Below are 16409 nucleotides of genomic sequence, written 5' to 3'. Positions count from 1 at the left end.
CATGAGCCGTGCAGCCACGCCCCGCAAACCGCGCGCTGCCAGCCAGGCCCGGATCGACTCGATCCTGGCCGCCGCACGCGACCTGCTGGCCAGCGAAGGCGTGGCCAGCCTGTCGATCTATGCAGTGGCCGAACGCGCACAGATCCCACCCTCGTCGGTGTACCACTTCTTCGCCAGTGTGCCGGCGCTGCTCGAAGCCTTGACGGCGGATGTGCACAGCGCCTTTCGCGCCTGCCTGCAGGCGCCGATCGAGCCTGGCAGCCTGCAGCACTGGGGCGACCTGTCGCGCCTGGTGGAGCAGCGCATGCTGAGCATCTACAACCAGGATGCGGCGGCGCGCCAGCTGATTCTGGCGCAGCATGGGCTGAGCGAAGTGACCCAGGCCGACCGCCAGCACGATATCGAGCTGGGCGACCTGATGCACAAGCTGTTTGCCGAGCACTTCCGGCTGCCGGCGTTGCCGGACGATGTGGATGTGTTTGCCCTAGCGATGGAGCTGGGAGACCGGGTGTATGCCCGTTCGGTGCAGCTGCACGGGCAGATCACCCCGCGCATGGCGGAGGAAGGAATGCGGGTGTTCGATGCGTACCTGGGATTGTACCTGCCGCCCTTTCTGCCCAAACGCTGACGGCCCTTTCGCCGGCAAGGCCGGCTCCTACAGGCCCGCTGTAAACCTGTAGGAGCCGGCCTTGCCGGCGAAGCTTTTTCAGAGCTTGGCGATCGACACTTCAGTCGACTTCACGAACGCAATCACCTCACTGCCCACCACCAGTTCCAGCTCCTTGACCGAACGGGTGGTGATCACCGAGGTGACGATGCCCGATGCCGTCTGCACGTCGATTTCCGACAGTACAGGGCCTTCCAGAATTTCTTTCACAGTGCCTTTGAACTGGTTACGTACGTTGATCGCTTTGATGGTCATGTGCAGGTTTCCTTTTAAAGACGAAAGATCAATGGGCCCAACGCAGTTGCGTGGGCAAAGGTGCTACAGGTTCAGGCTCGGGCGGGGTGCCCGGCACCGACAGGACACGGTTCAGCACTTCGGTTTCCAGCGCCGCCAGGCGATGCGAGCCGCGTGCCCGCGGACGCGGCAGGTCGACCAGCAGGTCCAGGCCGATCTCGCCGTCCTCGATCAGGATCACCCGATCGGCCACCGCCACCGCTTCGCTGACGTCATGGGTCACCAGCAACACGGTGAAGCCGTGCTTGCGCCACAGGTTCTCGATCAGTTGCTGCATCTCGATCCGGGTCAGCGCATCCAGTGCGCCCAGCGGCTCGTCCAGCAGCAGCAGGCGCGGCTGGTGAATCAGCGCACGGGCCAGGGCCACGCGCTGCTTCTGCCCACCGGACAACGCCGCCGGCCACTCGTTGGCCCGGTCTGCCAGGCCCACCGCCTCCAGCGCCTGCAACGCACGCTCACGCCAGTTGCCGGTCAGCCCCAGGCCGACGTTGTCGATGACTTTCTTCCAGGGCAGCAGGCGCGCCTCCTGGAACATCAGCCGGGTGTCCTCGCGGGCATCGCTGAGCGCCGCAGATCCGGCCAGCAGCTCGCCGGCACTGGGCTGGTCGAGCCCGGCCAGCAGACGCAGCAGGGTGCTCTTGCCGCAGCCGCTACGGCCGACGATGGCAACGAACTGGCCCGCCGGGATGTGCAAGTCGATGTCGCGCAGCACCTGACGTTGGCCAAAGGTCTTTTGCAGCTTGTGCACGGCCAGCGGTATTCCGCGCAGCAGCCGTGGCGGTTGTTCCTTGAGCACGGTCATGCGCCGTCTCCCTTGCTGACTTGATAGGCCGGGTGCCAGCGCAGCCATACACGCTCCAGGCCACGGGCGGCCAGGTCGGCGAGCTTGCCGAGCACGGCGTACAGCACGATCGCCAGCACCACCACGTCGGTTTGCAGAAATTCGCGGGCGTTCATCGCCAGGTAGCCGATGCCGGCGTTGGCCGAGATGGTTTCGGCCACGATCAGGGTCAGCCACATGAAGCCCAGCGCGAAGCGCACGCCCACCAGGATCGAGGGCAGCGCACCGGGCAGGATCACCTGGCGAAACAGCGCAAAACCGCTCAGGCCATAGCTGCGGGCCATCTCCACCAGCGCCGGGTCGACGTTGCGGATGCCGTGGTAGGTGTTCAGGTAGATCGGGAACAGGGTGCCCAGGGCCACCAGGAAGATCTTTGCCGACTCGTCGATGCCGAACCACAGGATCACCAGCGGGATCAGCGCCAGGTGCGGCACGTTGCGGATCATCTGCACCGAGCTATCGAGCAGGCGTTCGCCCCACTTCGACAGGCCGGTGATGAAGCCCAGCGCCAGGCCGATGCTGCCGCCGATCACGAAGCCGACCGCGGCGCGCCAGCCGCTGATGGCCAGGTGGGTCCAGATTTCGCCGCTGCGCACCAGCTCCACGCCGGCACTGAGCACCGCGCTCGGCGCTGGCAGGATGCGCGTCGACAGCCAGCCGGCGCTGACCGCCAGCTGCCACACCGCCAGCAGCAGCACGGGCAGGGCCCACGGCGCCAGGCGATGCGACAAGGGAATGGAGGATCTTTTCATGCTTCGATCCTCACGCCTTGGCCGCGGCTTTGGGCAGGATGTCGTTGGCGACCATCTCACCGAACGGGCTCACGTAGTTGGCACCGGCCGGGGCCTCGGGGCGCTGGATGTCCAGGTGCGGGAACAGCAGTTCGGCCACGCGGTAGGACTCTTCCAGGTGCGGGTAACCGGAGAAGATGAAGGTGTCGATACCCAGGTCGGCGTATTCCTTGACCCGTGCGGCCACGGTCGGGCCATCGCCGACCAGCGCGGTGCCGGCACCGCCACGCACCAGGCCGACCCCGGCCCACAGGTTGGGGCTGACCTCCAGGTTGTCGCGGTTGCCGCCATGCAGCGCAGCCATGCGTTGCTGGCCCACCGAGTCGAAGCGCGCCAGCGAGGCCTGGGCACGGGCAATGGTGTCGTCGTCCAGGTGCGAGATCAGGCGCTCGGCCGCTTGCCAGGCCTCGGCGTTGGTCTCGCGCACGATCACGTGCAGGCGGATACCGAAACGAACGCTACGGCCCTGCTGGGCGGCCTTGGCGCGCACCTGTTCGATTTTCTCGGCCACGGCGGCCGGTGGCTCGCCCCAGGTCAGGTACAGCTCGACCTGTTCGGCGGCGAGGTCTTGCGCCGCTTCCGACGAGCCACCGAAGTACAGCGGCGGGCGTGGCTGCTGCACCGGCGGGTAGAGCAGCTTGGCGCCTTTTACCTTGATGTGCTGGCCATCGTAGTCGACGGTTTCGCCTTCCAGCACGCGGCGCCAGATGCGGGTGAATTCCACCGAGGCCTGGTAGCGCTCTTCGTGGCTGAGGAACAGGCCGTCGCCGGACAGCTCTTCCGGGTCGCCACCGGTCACCAGGTTGAACAGCGCACGGCCATTGGACAGGCGGTCGAGGGTCGCGGCCTGGCGCGCCGCCACGGTCGGCGAGATGATTCCCGGGCGCAGGGCCACCAGGAACTTCAGGCGCTGGGTCACCGGAATCAGCGACGCGGCCACCAGCCACGAGTCTTCGCACGAGCGGCCGGTAGGGATCAGCACGCCACCGAAGCCCAGACGGTCGGCGGCCTGGGCGATCTGTTGCAGGTAACCATGATCGACAGCGCGAGCACCTTCGGCGGTGCCAAGGTAATGACCGTCGCCGTGGGTTGGCAGAAACCAGAAAACATTGAGGCTCATTGGAGTTGTCTCCTAAGGGGTGGCGCAAGCCGGGGCGGCGCCCCGGTGCGGTCGAACGTCAAGGCGCGGTGGCGACCTTGGCCGGTGGCGTCCAGATCACATCCTTGATGCTCAGCGGCTTGGGAATCAGCTTCAGGGTATGGAAGGTGTCGGCGATCTTCTGCTGGGCGGTGACCACGTCCGGGGTCAGGAAATGCGCACCGTAGCCCTGGCGCTTGACCGAGGTCAGGGTGATGTCGGCCGGCAGGCCCAGCAGCGGCGCCACCTGGTCGGTGACCTCCTGCGGGTTGGCCTTGGACCACTCGCCCACCGCGCGCACCTCGTCCACCAGCGCGGCAATCACTTCAGGGTGCTGCTGCGCATAGGGCCGGGTGGCCAGATAGAACTGGTGGTTGTCGACAATGCCACTGCCATCGCGCAGGGTGCGTGCCTGCAACTGCTGCTCGGCGGCAGCCTGGTACGGGTCCCAGATGACCCAGGCGTCGACGCTGCCACGCTCGAACGCGGCGCGGGCATCGGCTGGCGGCAGGAATACCGGCGTGATGTCGGTGTACTTGAGGCCGGCGTCTTCCAGGGCGCGCACCAGCAGGTAGTGCACGTTGGAGCCCTTGTTCAGGGCGACCTTCTTGCCCTTGAGTTCCTCCACCGACTGGATCGGCGAACCCTTGGGCACCAGGATCGCCTCGCTGGTGGGGGCCGGCGGCTCGTAGGCCACGTAGAGCAGGTCGGCACCGGCGGCCTGGGCAAACACGGGCGGGGTTTCGCCGGTCACGCCAAAGTCGATGGAGCCCACGTTGAGGCCCTCGAGCAGCTGCGGGCCGCCGGGGAATTCAGTCCACTGCACCTGCACGCCCTGGGCAGCCAGGCGCTTTTCAAGGGAGCCCTTGGCCTTGAGCAGCACCAGGGTGCCGTACTTCTGGTAACCGATGCGCAGGCTCTCGGCCTGGGCTTGAGTGATGGCGCCGAAGGACACAGCCGCAGCAAACAGAGCGACCAGACCGCGACGCAAAACGACAGTGCGCATAGCGCTCTCCTTTTTGCTGTGGGGGTTCAGGCTGCACCTGCTTGCCCGTTGGCGGGCGAGTAAGGTGGGGTAAGACGGTAAAGCCGGTGTAGCGCTTCAGATGCTCCAGCGAGCACTGAGCAGACGTTCGTTGAGCAGGCCCGGGGCCACCGGCTTGGGGCGGCGCGCCAGGGCGCTGTGAAACAGCTCCAGCGATTCGTTGAGACGCTGCTCAAGCACCGGCGCCAATTGGGCGGCGGCGCTGCCTTCGCCGTAGGCGATCTGGCTGTCGTCGGCGAAGATCCCCTGCAGGGTCTCCTGGGCCTTGAGCGCCGAGAGCACCGGCTTGAGCGCGTAGTCCACCGCCAGCATGTGGGCGATGCTGCCACCGGTGGCGATGGGCAGAACCACCTTGTGTTCCAGCGCACGCTCGGGCAGCAGGTCGAGCAGGGTCTTCAGCGCACCGGCGAAAGACGCCTTGTATACCGGGGTGGCAACCACCAGGCCGTCGGCCTGGGCTACCAGTTGCAGGAAGTGCTGCACCGTGGGGCTGTCGAAACGTGCGTGCAGCAGGTCTTCGGCGGGGAAATCACGCACCTGGAAGCTCACCACTTCCACGCCCTGGCTGTTCAGCCATTGCCGCGCGCGGTCGAGCAGGACGCCGGAGCGCGAACGCAGACTGGGACTACCGCCGAGAGAAACAACCAGCATTGGAGCACTTCCTTGATCGTGTTCTAGAGGGCCGCGAGATTGGATCTCGCTGGAGTGGAGTGACCATAACAGCTCGGCATATATACCAATAAATCATATTTTTTCATTTGTTTATTCTATCTAGAACTATAAGAGCTTCGCCGGCAAGGCCGGCTCCTACAGGGGGCAGTGCAACCTTGCAGGAGCCGGCCCTGCCGGCGAAAGAGGCCCGCGCGGACATAAAAAAAGGGCCGTCGAAACGGCCCCGAAATGCCCTGCTGTGGCTACATCAAAACATTCAACGGTTAGGCTGCGGGGTCAGGCGCAGGTACGGCTTGACCGCCCGGTAGCCCTTCGGAAAGCGCCGCTTGATTTCCTCTTCGTCCTTGAGCGACGGCACGATCACCACCTCGTCACCGTCCTGCCAGTTGGCCGGGGTGGCGACCTTGTGATTGTCGGTGAGCTGCAATGAATCGATCACCCGCAAAATCTCGTTGAAGTTGCGGCCGGTGCTGGCCGGGTAGGTGATGGTCAGGCGGATCTTCTTGTTCGGGTCGATCACGAACAGGGAGCGTACCGTCAGGGTGTCGCTGGCGTTGGGGTGGATCAGGTCGTACAGGTCCGACACCTTGCGGTCGGCGTCGGCCAGGATCGGGAAGTTGACGAGGGTGTTCTGGGTTTCATTGATGTCTTCGATCCAGCGGTGGTGCGAGTCCACCGGGTCGACCGACAGCGCGATGGCCTTGACCCCGCGCTCGGCGAACTGGTCCTTGAGCTTGGCGGTGAAGCCCAGTTCCGTGGTGCACACCGGGGTGAAGTCGGCGGGGTGCGAGAACAGCACGCCCCAGCTGTCGCCCAGCCACTCGTGGAAGCGGATCTTGCCCGCGCTGGAATCCTGTTCGAAATCGGGGGCGATATCGCCGAGTCTGAGGCTCATGGTGCGGCTCCTTGGCTGGGTTGTTTATGACCTCACTGTAGCCTCCCTGTGCATAAGGTTAAAAAGAATAAATATCGATTTATTTATAATTTTTAGATCTATTGGAATGGAGGCGAAAAAAACCCCGCGCAAGGCGGGGTTTCTTCATCAATCACACTTACATGAAGTTGTAGGTGTAGTTGAAGATCAGGCGGGTTTGGTCGGTATCTTTGGTGTACTCGCTGGTATCACCGTTGGTGCCGCGATATACGCCGTGACGCAAGCTGACGCCAAGGCCCTTGAAGGTGCCTTCTTGCAGCACGTAGTCGATACGCGCATCGCGTTCCCACTCACTGTAGGAGCCCTGACCGGAGGCGTTGCGAACATTCTCACCGTGCAGATACGAGATCGCAGTCTTCAGACCCGGAACACCCAGGCGAGCGAAGTCATACGAGTATTGGCCGAATGTGGTGTTCTCACCCGCACGGGCGAACTGGTTGATCATGCTGTCGGTGAACAGGTAGAAGCTTGCGCCACCCGCACCTTCTGGACGACCGTTACCGTCACGCACCGAACCTTGGTTCAACCAGACGAAACCACCGTCATCACCCACTTGCTGGTGGCCCAGCAAGACTGCATGGCCGCCCAGGGTGTAGGTGAACATTGCACTCCAGGTCTTGTTGTCGACTTCGCCTGCGTGCTTGGCATAACCGTTGTTATTGTTGAAGCCATAACCAGCGTCGCCGCTGCTGTTCTTGCCGTCGCTGCTGCTGTCGAAGTAGCGCAGGTCGGTCTTGAAGGACTGGTCTTCACCGATTGGCAGCACGTGCACCAGGCCCAGGAAGTGCTGTTTGTAGAAGTCTTCCAGGTTCGAGTAGTAGTACTGCAGGGTCAGATCTTTGGTGACCTTCCAGTCGCCACCGGCAAACTGGAACTTGTTGCTGTCTGCGCTCGCACCGTTCACCGACAGGCCGGTACGGTTGCTCGAAGCACGGCCCATGGCGTGGGTCAGCTGGCCGCCGTTCAGGGTCAGGTTGTCGATTTCTTTCGACTGGATGGTGCCGCCTTCAAACGTTTGCGGCAGCAAACGGCCATCGTTCGCGACCAGGATTGGCAGGTTCGGGGCCAGAGCGCTGCCGAAATGAGCCTCAGTCTTGGAGAAACGAGCCTTGGCGTTACCACCAATACGCGCCCATTGGCTCACTGCAGAGCCGTCGGTGTCGCTTGGCAGGAAGGTGCTGTTATCCGGGTGCTTGCCACGGCCACCGTCCAGATGGATACCCCAGAGTGCCTGTACATCTACACCAAAGCCCACGGTACCTTGGGTGAAACCCGACAGGTAGTCCAGCTTGAATCCCTGGCCAACCTCACGGTTATCCGGACCGCGGTTGTTAGCCGGAGTAGGGGAATAACGGTTGTCGTTATCGAAATACATGGTTCGCGAACTGAGCGACAGCTTGCTGTCCTCTACGAAACCGGCTGCACCCGCTTGCTGGGCCAGTACCCCTACGGCCACGGCAAGTGCCAGGCTGGACTTGTTCATGCATCACTCCTTTCGATTCTAATTTTTGTGTGTCGCTTGATGGGCAGACTCTGTCGTTCCGCTCCAAAGACGATTGGCGATTAGCACCAAAGCGTGACTGATAAGTCAATCGTAACCAGTCGTTTCACTACTTTGGTCTAAGGCGCCGGCCTTGGGTGCGAAGGATAATGACAATCCTATAAATCAAAAAAGACAATTTTGTGAATTTTTCAGATTATTACGGAATATAGTCCGATTATTTCAGCGTTTTGCAGGATAGCCCATAAGCTAATTCCCATATCTTCTTAAAAATATATTTTTTATACCGATCATCTTCCTCATTGCCCCGGCAGCCCGCGATTGTTCACCACCCTGGCAGCGACCACCTTGACTCGGGTCATCCAGCCAATGACTCCTAAGCTAATGCCAAAAAGTTATTTATTTCGACATTCTTAGATCAATTAGTCTTCTCGTCATCCACACCGCCTACCCGCCTGACGAGGAGTTTTCCATGACCCTGCCTGCCCCGCTGCGCCTGTTCACCGCCCTGGCCCTGGCCGGTGCCGCCTTCTTCGTCCAGGCCGCCGACCTGACCGTGGCCTACCAGACCACCGTCGATCCGGCCAAGGTGGCCCAGGTCGATGGCACCTATGAAAAGACCAGCAAGGCCAGCATCGACTGGCGCAAGTTCGACAGCGGCGCCGACGTGATCACCGCCGTCGCCTCCGGTGACGTACAGATCGGCTACCTGGGCTCCAGCCCCCTGGCCGCCGCCGCCACCCGCAAGCTGCCGGTGGAAACCTTCCTGATCGCCACCCAGATCGGCGCCGCCGAGGCACTGGTGGCTCGCGAGGGCAGCGGCATCAACTCGCCGCAGGACCTGATCGGCAAGAAGATCGCCGTACCGTTCGTGTCCACCGGCCACTACAGCCTGCTGGCCGCACTCAAACAGTGGAACATCGACCCGTCCAAGGTGCAGATCCTCAACCTCGCGCCACCGGCGATCATCGCCGCCTGGAAGCGCGGCGACATCGACGCCACCTACGTATGGGACCCAGCCCTGGGCGTGGCCAAGGAAAACGGCAAGGTGCTGATCACCTCCGGCGAGCTGGCCGAAAAAGGCGCACCGACCTTCGACGCCTGGATCGTGCGCAAGGACTTCGCCGCCAAGCACCCCGAGATCGTCAAGGCCTTCGCCAAGGTCACCCTCGACGCCTACGCCGACTACCGCAAAAACCCGCAAGCCTGGCTGGCCGACAAGGCCAACGTCGACAAGCTGGTCAAGCTTTCCGGCGCCAAGGCCGCGGACATTCCGGGCCTGCTGCAGGGCAACGTGTTCCCGCTGGCCGCCGACCAGGTCGCGGCCCTGGGCGCACCGACCACCAAGGCCATCACCGACACCGCCACCTTCCTCAAGGAACAAGGCAAGGTCGACGCGGTACTGCCGGACTACGCGCCCTATGTCAGCGCCCAGTTCATCACCAACTGACACCGGAGCCCCTTCATGGCCCTGCTACAACTGGAGCGCATCAGCGCACAGTACCCCGGCGCTGCCGAACCCGTACTGGCCGACATCTCACTGAGCCTGGGCCCGCAGCAGCTGCTGGTGGCCCTGGGCCCTTCCGGCAGCGGCAAGACTTCGCTGCTCAACCTGATCGCCGGCTTCGTCACCCCCAGCGCCGGGCGCATCACCCTCGATGGCCAAGCGGTGCAGGGCCCCGGCGCCGACCGTGGCGTGGTGTTCCAGGACGACGCCCTGCTGCCCTGGCAGGACGTACTGGCCAACGTCGGCTTCGGCCTGGAACTGGCCGGCGTACCCCGTGCACAACGTGAAGCCAGGGCCCGCGAAATGCTCGCCCTGGTGGACCTGGCCGACTTCGGCAGCCGGCGTATCTGGCAGTTGTCGGGCGGGCAGAAGCAGCGTGTGGGCCTGGCCCGTGCACTGGCTGCCGACCCGCGCATCCTGCTGATGGACGAGCCGTTCGGCGCCCTGGATGCATTCACCCGCGAACAGATGCAGGAACTGCTGCTGCAGGTGTGGCAACGCACCGCCAAGCCGGTGTTCCTGATTACCCACGACATCGAGGAGGCGGTGTTCCTGGCCACCGAACTGGTGCTGCTGGCGCCCAACCCGGGGCAGATCGTCGAGCGCCTGCAACTGGACTTCGGCCAGCGCTACGCCGCAGGCGAATCGGCACGCGCGATCAAGTCCGACCCACGCTTCATCGAAACCCGCGAGCACGTACTGTCGCGGGTGTTCTCCCAACGCAGCGCCACCCCGCGCAAGGAGCTCGCATGAGCAGCCTCGACCTGCCGGTAACGGCCAAACCTGCCGCTGCTGCAGCGGTGCCCGTGAAGGCGCGGCGCAGCCTGAGCACACGCTGGATCAGCGTACTGACCCTGGCCACGCTGCTGCTGGCCTGGTGGGCGGTGACCGCCGCCGAATGGATCGAGCCGCTGTTTCTGCCCTCGCCCGAGGCGGTGCTGGGCAAGGCCTGGCTACTGATGACCCAGGGCTACATGGAATCGACCCTGTGGCAGCACCTGGGCGCGAGCCTGCAGCGTATCGGCCTGGCCCTGGGCGCGGCGATCCTGACCGCAATCCCGATCGGCATCGCCATCGGCCACAACCGTATTGCCCGCGGCATCTTCGACCCGCTGATCGAGTTCTACCGGCCGATCCCGCCGCTGGCCTACCTGCCGTTGATCGTGATCTGGTGCGGCATCGGCGAGTTGTCCAAGGTGCTGCTGATCTACCTGGCGATCTTCGCCCCGATCGCCATCGCCACTGCCACCGGCGTGCGCACCGTCGACCCGGCCAGGCTGCGCGCCGCGCAGTCGCTGGGGGCCACCCGGGCACAACTGATTCGCCACGTGATCCTGCCCAGCGCACTGCCCGACATTCTTACCGGCGTGCGCATCGGCCTGGGCGTGGGCTGGTCGACCCTGGTGGCCGCCGAACTGATTGCCGCCACCAGCGGGCTGGGCTTCATGGTGCAGTCAGCCGCGCAGTTCCTGGTGACCGACGTGGTGGTGCTGGGCATTCTGGTGATTGCCCTGATCGCCTTCGCATTGGAAATGAGCTTGCGCGCCCTGCAGCGCAAGCTGGTGCCCTGGCATGGCCAGAGCCATTGAGACTTGCACAAAGAGACCGACATGAGCCTGACCATTACCCCGCTGAGCCCCGCGCTCGGCGCCCAGATCAGCGGCATCGACCTGACCCGCGAGATCAGCCGTGAACACCGTGACGCCGTGGAGCAGGCGCTGCTCCAGCACCAGGTGCTGTTCTTTCGCGAGCAGCCGCTGACCCCGCAGCAGCAGGCCAGTTTTGCCGCGCGTTTCGGCGATCTGCACATTCACCCCATCTACCCCAACGTGCCCGAAACGCCACAGGTGCTGGTGCTCGACACGGCCGTCACCGATGTACGCGACAACGCCATCTGGCATACCGACGTGACCTTTCTGCCCACCCCGGCGCTGGGTGCGGTGCTCAGCGCCAAGCAGTTGCCGGCCTATGGTGGCGACACCCTGTGGGCCAGCGGCATTGCCGCCTATGAGGCACTGTCGGCGCCGCTGCGCCAGCTGCTCGACGGGCTGACCGCCACCCACGACTTCACCAAGTCGTTTCCGCTGGAGCGCTTTGGCAACACCGCCGAAGACCTGGCGCGCTGGGAAGCGGCGCGGCGCAACAACCCGCCGTTGTCGCACCCGGTGATCCGCACGCACCCGGTGAGCGGGCGCAAATCGCTGTTCGTGAGCGAAGGCTTCACTACCCGCATCAACGAACTGGGCGAGGCCGAGAGCGAGGCGATCCTGAAACTGCTGTTCGCCCACGCCACGCGCCCGGAGTTCACCATCCGCTGGCGTTGGCAGGAAAACGACGTGGCGTTCTGGGACAACCGCGTAACGCAGCATTACGCGGTGGACGATTACCGACCGCAGCGGCGGGTAATGCATCGGGCGACTATTCTGGGCGACAAGCCGTTTTGAGGCGGTGCGCCGCGGCCATTGATTACGTACTACGTGGTACGAATCAAGGTATGAAAACACCCCGTTGGGCGTAGCTGGCAAGAGGGGGGCATTCGCCGGCAAATCCGGCTCCTGTAGGAGCCGGCCTTGCCGGCGAAGGGGCCGGCAGCCCTAACGCACCATGTGCAAAAACTGCAGGTGACGCTCGTACTGGTCGAGGATGTCGTTGATGATCTGCTCCTTGCTGTAGCCCACCAGGTCGTAATCCTGGCTGCCTTCGCTCAGGTGCACCTCGGCGCGGTAGTAGCGCCGGTTCTTCAACTCCTGCGTGCCCAGCCCGGCCAGTGCGAACGATGGCGTGAAGTAGCCGCGCATCTGCACCTGGTAGATGAACGGCTGCTCTTCGCCATGGCCGATCTTCAGGCTCACGTTGTCGTGGCTCGGGTCTTCCTGGGTGATGACATTCAGCCCCTTCTCGGCAAACACGTCGGTCACCTCGGCAATCGCCGGGCGCACCACGTCATCCATGAACCGGTACACCTCGTCCCGCGAGGGGAAGTGCACCGCCTGGCTCAGGCGATGCCGCCAGCCGCCACGCCCGCGCCGCGAGTTGGCGAACGGTGCCAGCGAGTGCATCTGCGCGATCTGACGCTGCGACTCCAGGTAGAACGCCTTGTGCAGGCCCCACATCATCGCCAGCAGGATCACCGAGAACGGCAGCGAGGTCAGCACCACCGCCGACTTGAGCGAGTCGATGCTGCCGGCAAACAGCAGCCCGCTGGTCACCAGCGCCGTCATCGCACCCCAGAACACCCGCAGCCAGTTGGGGCCGTCCTCGTCCGGGCTGCCGTCACGGGCCGACAGGGTCGAGAGCACCACCGTGCCCGAGTCGGCCGAAGTGACGAAGAACACGAAGCTGATGAACACCGTGACCGCGATCACCACCTTGCTCCACGGGTAGGTTTCCAGCAGCAGGTACAGGCTCATCGAGGGGTTTTCCAGCGCCGACTGCCCCAGCGCCGTAGCGCCATTGAGCACCTGCAGGATCGCGCTGTTACCGAAGATGGACATCCACGCCAGGGTGAAGCCCAGCGGAATCAGCAGCACGCCGAACACGAACTCGCGGATGGTGCGCCCGCGGGAAATCCGTGCGATGAACAACCCGACGAACGGCGCCCAGGCAATCCACCAGGCCCAGTAGAACACCGTCCAGCCGCCCAGCCAGTCGCTCGGTTCGTTGTAGGCGTACACGTCGAAACTCTTGCGCGGCAGCGCGCCCAGGTAGTCGCCCAGGTTCTGGATCAGGGTGTTGAACAGGTGCTGGGTAGGCCCGGCGAACAGTACGAACAGCAGCAGTGCGCAGGCCAGCACCATGTTGATGTCGGACATCACCCGCACGCCCTTGTCGACCCCGGCGATGGCCACCACCACCGCGGCCCCCATCATCAGACTGATCAGGATCACCTGCACCCACTGGGTGTGCGGGATGCCGAACAGGTAGTCCAGGCCCGAGTTCAGGTGCAGCACGCCAAAGCCCATGTCGGCGCCCAGGCCGAACACCGTGGCGATGATGCCGAAGCCGTCCACCGCGTAGCCGATGGGGCCGTTGATGCGCTTGCCGATCAGCGGGTACAGCGCCGAACGCAGCGCCAGCGGCAGGTTGTGGCGGTAGGCGAAGTAGGCCAGCGCCATGCCCACGAAGGCGAACACGCCCCAGCCATGCAGGCCCCAGTGCAGAAACAGCAGCTGCATCGCCTGGCGCCCGGCCTCGGCGGTGCCGGCTTCGCCCTGGGGCGGCTGCAGCAGGTGGGTCAGGGGTTCGGAGACGCAGAAGAAGAACAGCGTGATGCTGATGCCGGCGGCGAACAGCATGCCGGCCCACGACAGGTAGCTGAACTCGGGTTCGTCGTGGTCGGCACCGAGCTTGATCTTGCCGTAGCCGGACAAGGCGGTGACCACCACGAAGACCAGGTACAGGGTCATCGCCAGCATGTAGTACCAGCCCACGGTGTTGGCGGCCCAGTTCTGCGCCGCCAGCAGCCATTCACCGGCCACCTGCGGGTTGCTGATCACGGCCAGGCCGAACAGCAGGATGAAGCTGGCGGCAAAATAGAACACCGGGGGGTTCATGCGGATAGTGCTGGGGGTATTCGAAGACGGTGCACTCATTGCGTGTGCACCTCGCGGGGGTGTGTGAGGGTTGAGTTGTACGGGTTCAGCAAAGGGTTTCCTCCTGTTGAACACCGGCAGCGGACCACCGTTTAAGTTGAACGAGCGTTCAAGTTAAACATGGATGGGGTCGGTGCGCGACCCTGTAGGAGCCGGCATTGCCGGCGAAAAATGGATCAGGCCCGCATCAGCGCATGGGCAACCGGCGATCGCTACGCGCTCGATCGCCGGCAAGGCCGGCTCCTACAGAGGCTGGCGCTCCCAGGAAAGTTCCTTACTTCTGCGTCCCATCATCATGCTGCAGATTGGCCTGGGTCAGGTTGCTGCCTGCCGCCACACTGCGGGTCAGCCACACATTGCCGCCGATGGTCGAGCCCTTGCCGATGGTGATACGCCCCAGAATAGTCGCGCCGGCGTAAATCACCACGTCGTCCTCGACGATCGGGTGGCGCGGCTGGCCCTTCTGCAACTGCCCCGACTCGTCCGCCGGGAACCGCTTGGCGCCCAGGGTCACCGCCTGGTAGATACGCACCCGCTCGCCAATGATCGCCGTCTCGCCGATCACCACACCGGTGCCATGGTCGATGAAGAAGCTCGGGCCGATCTGTGCGCCGGGGTGAATGTCGATGCCGGTGGCCGAATGCGCCAGCTCCGAACTGATGCGCGCCAGCAGCGGCAGCCCGGCGCGGTACAGGTGATGCGCCAGGCGGTGGTGGATCACTGCCAGCACGCCGGGGTAGCACAGCAGCACCTCGTCCACGCTGCGCGCCGCCGGGTCGCCGTGATAGGCCGCCAGTACATCGGTATCGAGCAACGTGCGCAGGCCCGGCAGGGCGGCGGCGAAATCCTGGATCAGGCGCAGTGCCTGGGCGTCAATCTCCAGCGACTCGGCCTTGCCCTGGCGCGCGGCGTAGCGCAGCTCAAGGCGCGCCTGGGCCAGCAATGCGGTCAGCGCCGCGTCCAGGGTGTTGCCCACATAGAAGTCTTCGCTCTCTTCGCGCAGGTCCACCGGGCCCAGGCGCATGGGGAACAGCGCGCCGCACAGCTGCTCGAGAATCTGGCGCATCGCCTCGCGCGAGGGCAGCTCGCGCCCGCCCTGCTCGCCACTGCTGCGGCCATTGCGGCTGCGCCATTGGTCACGGGCTGAACGCAGCTGGCTGACGAGGGTTTGCAACTGCCAATGGCCTGTTTGCGCGTTGTCGCTCACGGTTGTCTCTCCTGACGCGGCGGCGGCTTGTGGAGGGGGTGGCCGCCTTGTTGCGGATCACTTTACGGCAAATGGCCACGGCGGAAAAAATATCCCTTTATGCGCTTTGGCTATAAATCCGGCATAAGCCGGCCCAGTGGAAGAGACGCCCACGGCTGCCTATAGTCGAAGTTTCCCCAGTCAGCCCGATGCCATGATCGAACACCAGCTCGAACGCTTCAAACGCCTGCCCTTGCTCGATGCACCCACCCCGCTGCACCGGCTCGAACGCCTGTCGGCCTGGGCCGGGCGCGACATCTACATCAAGCGCGACGACCTCACCCCGCTGGCCCTGGGCGGCAACAAGCTGCGCAAGCTCGAGTACCTGGCCGCCGACGCGCTGGCCAGCGGTGCCGATACGCTGATCACCGCCGGCGCCATCCAGTCCAACCACGTGCGCCAGACCGCAGCACTGGCCGCGCAACTGGGCCTGGGCTGCGTGGCCCTGCTGGAAAACCCCATCGGCACCGATTCCCCCGCCTACCAGCACAACGGCAACCGCCTGCTGCTGGAACTGTTCGACGCCAGGGTCGAGCTTGTGGATAACCTCGACGATGCCGATGACCAGTTGCAGGCGCTGGCCGTGCGCCTGCATGCCAGCGGACGCAAGCCCTACATCGTGCCGATTGGCGGTTCCAATGCGCGTGGCGCCCTGGGCTATGTGCGCGCCGGGCTGGAGCTGGCCGAGCAGATCACCCGCAGCGGGCAGACCTTCGCCGGGGTGGTGCTGGCCTCCGGCAGTGCGGGCACCCACAGCGGCCTGGGCCTGGCGCTGGCCCAAGCGCTGCCGCAACTGCCGCTGATCGGCGTGACCGTGTCGCGCAGCGACGAGGCCCAGCGCCCCAAGGTGCAGGGCCTGGCCGAACGCACCGCCGAGCTGCTGGGCATCGACCTGCCTGACGCCTTCAAGGTCGAGCTGTGGGACGAGTACTTCGCGCCGCGCTACGGCGAACCGAATGCCGGCACCCTGGCCGCCATCCGCCTGCTGGCCAGCCACGAGGGCCTGCTGCTGGACCCGGTGTACACCGGCAAGGCCATGGCCGGGCTGCTCGACGGCATCGCGCGCCAGCGTTTCGACGAGGGCCCGCTGATTTTTCTGCATACCGGTGGGGCACCTGCATTATTCGCCTACCCTGAGGTCTGGAGCAGTCAACCAATAACGGCTTAATTGATATCAGCGG

Annotated in this window: 16 protein-coding genes; 6 read left to right on the top strand and 10 right to left on the bottom strand. The window is 64.4% G+C overall.

The window, feature by feature from the left end; all coding sequences use genetic code 11:
• The first annotated feature begins 1 nt into the window (after position 1).
• Entirely contained in the window at positions 2 to 628 is a 627-nt protein-coding gene (locus tag N0B28_RS01035) for a TetR/AcrR family transcriptional regulator (RefSeq protein ID WP_043861617.1), read from the top strand.
• Between the two features lie 78 nt (positions 629 to 706).
• Here the strand turns inward: N0B28_RS01035 and N0B28_RS01030 are convergent, their stop codons facing one another.
• The 8 genes from N0B28_RS01030 to N0B28_RS00995 form a co-directional block, all read right to left on the bottom strand.
• The gene (locus N0B28_RS01030; RefSeq protein ID WP_043861616.1) at positions 707 to 922 is read right to left on the bottom strand and encodes a TOBE domain-containing protein; all 216 of its coding nucleotides are present in this window, start codon (positions 920 to 922) and stop codon (positions 707 to 709) included.
• Between the two features lie 28 nt (positions 923 to 950).
• Positions 951 to 1763, bottom strand: coding sequence for an aliphatic sulfonates ABC transporter ATP-binding protein (gene ssuB, locus N0B28_RS01025; protein ID WP_043861615.1), 813 nt, complete (start codon positions 1761 to 1763; stop codon positions 951 to 953).
• Positions 1760 to 2554, bottom strand: a complete 795-nt coding sequence (ssuC, locus tag N0B28_RS01020; protein ID WP_043861614.1) for an aliphatic sulfonate ABC transporter permease SsuC — start codon at positions 2552 to 2554, stop codon at positions 1760 to 1762. The genes ssuB and ssuC overlap by 4 nt, the downstream gene beginning before the upstream one ends.
• A gap of 10 nt (positions 2555 to 2564) precedes the next feature.
• The gene (gene ssuD, locus N0B28_RS01015) at positions 2565 to 3713 is read right to left on the bottom strand and encodes an FMNH2-dependent alkanesulfonate monooxygenase (RefSeq protein WP_078481609.1); all 1149 of its coding nucleotides are present in this window, start codon (positions 3711 to 3713) and stop codon (positions 2565 to 2567) included.
• A gap of 58 nt (positions 3714 to 3771) precedes the next feature.
• A complete protein-coding gene (locus N0B28_RS01010) occupies positions 3772 to 4737 on the bottom strand; it encodes a sulfonate ABC transporter substrate-binding protein (RefSeq protein ID WP_275729888.1) in 966 nt (321 codons plus the stop codon).
• A 96-nt stretch (positions 4738 to 4833) separates the two neighbouring features.
• Entirely contained in the window at positions 4834 to 5427 is a 594-nt protein-coding gene (gene ssuE / locus N0B28_RS01005) for an NADPH-dependent FMN reductase (RefSeq protein ID WP_043861611.1), read from the bottom strand.
• A 277-nt stretch (positions 5428 to 5704) separates the two neighbouring features.
• Complete coding sequence (locus N0B28_RS01000) at positions 5705 to 6343, bottom strand: peroxiredoxin (protein ID WP_054915909.1); 639 nt, start codon at positions 6341 to 6343, stop codon at positions 5705 to 5707.
• Between the two features lie 157 nt (positions 6344 to 6500).
• Positions 6501 to 7865, bottom strand: coding sequence for an OprD family porin (locus N0B28_RS00995; RefSeq protein WP_058541687.1), 1365 nt, complete (start codon positions 7863 to 7865; stop codon positions 6501 to 6503).
• Between the two features lie 490 nt (positions 7866 to 8355).
• On the opposite strand from N0B28_RS00995, the gene tauA reads away from it, so the two are divergent.
• The 4 genes from tauA to tauD are packed head-to-tail and all read left to right on the top strand — an operon-like array spanning position 8356 to position 11834.
• Entirely contained in the window at positions 8356 to 9333 is a 978-nt protein-coding gene (gene tauA / locus N0B28_RS00990) for a taurine ABC transporter substrate-binding protein (protein ID WP_043861608.1), read from the top strand.
• A gap of 15 nt (positions 9334 to 9348) precedes the next feature.
• Entirely contained in the window at positions 9349 to 10143 is a 795-nt protein-coding gene (tauB, locus tag N0B28_RS00985; protein WP_043861607.1) for a taurine ABC transporter ATP-binding subunit, read from the top strand.
• Positions 10140 to 10979 carry a taurine ABC transporter permease TauC gene (tauC, locus tag N0B28_RS00980; RefSeq protein ID WP_088514105.1) on the top strand — a complete coding sequence of 280 codons (840 nt, stop codon included), beginning with the start codon at positions 10140 to 10142 and terminating at the stop codon, positions 10977 to 10979. Before tauB ends, tauC begins: the two co-directional genes overlap by 4 nt.
• Before the next feature lie 21 nt (positions 10980 to 11000).
• Entirely contained in the window at positions 11001 to 11834 is an 834-nt protein-coding gene (gene tauD, locus N0B28_RS00975) for a taurine dioxygenase (RefSeq protein ID WP_054915908.1), read from the top strand.
• A 150-nt stretch (positions 11835 to 11984) separates the two neighbouring features.
• Here tauD and betT read toward each other — a convergent pair whose 3' ends face one another.
• Positions 11985 to 13943 carry a choline BCCT transporter BetT gene (gene betT / locus N0B28_RS00970; protein WP_210014772.1) on the bottom strand — a complete coding sequence of 653 codons (1959 nt, stop codon included), beginning with the start codon at positions 13941 to 13943 and terminating at the stop codon, positions 11985 to 11987.
• Positions 13944 to 14256: 313 nt separating this feature from the next.
• Positions 14257 to 15189, bottom strand: coding sequence for a serine O-acetyltransferase EpsC (epsC, locus tag N0B28_RS00965; RefSeq protein WP_043861603.1), 933 nt, complete (start codon positions 15187 to 15189; stop codon positions 14257 to 14259).
• Between the two features lie 193 nt (positions 15190 to 15382).
• On the opposite strand from epsC, the gene N0B28_RS00960 reads away from it, so the two are divergent.
• On the top strand, positions 15383 to 16396 hold the full coding sequence (locus N0B28_RS00960) for a D-cysteine desulfhydrase (RefSeq protein WP_043861602.1): 1014 nt from the start codon (positions 15383 to 15385) through the stop codon (positions 16394 to 16396).
• The last annotated feature ends 13 nt before the right edge of the window (positions 16397 to 16409 follow it).

The sequence above is a fragment of the Pseudomonas sp. SD17-1 genome (assembly GCF_029201585.1).
Classification (GTDB): Bacteria; Pseudomonadota; Gammaproteobacteria; order Pseudomonadales; family Pseudomonadaceae; genus Aquipseudomonas; species Aquipseudomonas palmensis.
The sequence above is the reverse complement of the archived record's forward strand: the minus strand, read 5'-3'. Positions and strand labels throughout refer to the sequence as shown.

Excerpts from the sequence above, each read along its gene's own strand:
- N0B28_RS01000 (WP_054915909.1), bottom strand. The coding sequence starts at position 6,343 with ATGAGCCTCAGACTCGGCGATATCGCCCCCGATTTCGAACAGGATTCC.
- ssuB (WP_043861615.1), bottom strand. The coding sequence starts at position 1,763 with ATGACCGTGCTCAAGGAACAACCGCCACGGCTGCTGCGCGGAATACCG.
- ssuE (WP_043861611.1), bottom strand. The coding sequence starts at position 5,427 with ATGCTGGTTGTTTCTCTCGGCGGTAGTCCCAGTCTGCGTTCGCGCTCC.
- tauC (WP_088514105.1), top strand. The coding sequence starts at position 10,140 with ATGAGCAGCCTCGACCTGCCGGTAACGGCCAAACCTGCCGCTGCTGCA.
- tauB (WP_043861607.1), top strand. The coding sequence starts at position 9,349 with ATGGCCCTGCTACAACTGGAGCGCATCAGCGCACAGTACCCCGGCGCT.
- tauD (WP_054915908.1), top strand. The coding sequence starts at position 11,001 with ATGAGCCTGACCATTACCCCGCTGAGCCCCGCGCTCGGCGCCCAGATC.
- ssuC (WP_043861614.1), bottom strand. The coding sequence starts at position 2,554 with ATGAAAAGATCCTCCATTCCCTTGTCGCATCGCCTGGCGCCGTGGGCC.
- N0B28_RS01035 (WP_043861617.1), top strand. The coding sequence starts at position 2 with ATGAGCCGTGCAGCCACGCCCCGCAAACCGCGCGCTGCCAGCCAGGCC.
- betT (WP_210014772.1), bottom strand. The coding sequence starts at position 13,943 with ATGAACCCCCCGGTGTTCTATTTTGCCGCCAGCTTCATCCTGCTGTTC.
- tauA (WP_043861608.1), top strand. The coding sequence starts at position 8,356 with ATGACCCTGCCTGCCCCGCTGCGCCTGTTCACCGCCCTGGCCCTGGCC.
- N0B28_RS01030 (WP_043861616.1), bottom strand. The coding sequence starts at position 922 with ATGACCATCAAAGCGATCAACGTACGTAACCAGTTCAAAGGCACTGTG.
- N0B28_RS01010 (WP_275729888.1), bottom strand. The coding sequence starts at position 4,737 with ATGCGCACTGTCGTTTTGCGTCGCGGTCTGGTCGCTCTGTTTGCTGCG.
- ssuD (WP_078481609.1), bottom strand. The coding sequence starts at position 3,713 with ATGAGCCTCAATGTTTTCTGGTTTCTGCCAACCCACGGCGACGGTCAT.
- N0B28_RS00995 (WP_058541687.1), bottom strand. The coding sequence starts at position 7,865 with ATGAACAAGTCCAGCCTGGCACTTGCCGTGGCCGTAGGGGTACTGGCC.
- N0B28_RS00960 (WP_043861602.1), top strand. The coding sequence starts at position 15,383 with ATGATCGAACACCAGCTCGAACGCTTCAAACGCCTGCCCTTGCTCGAT.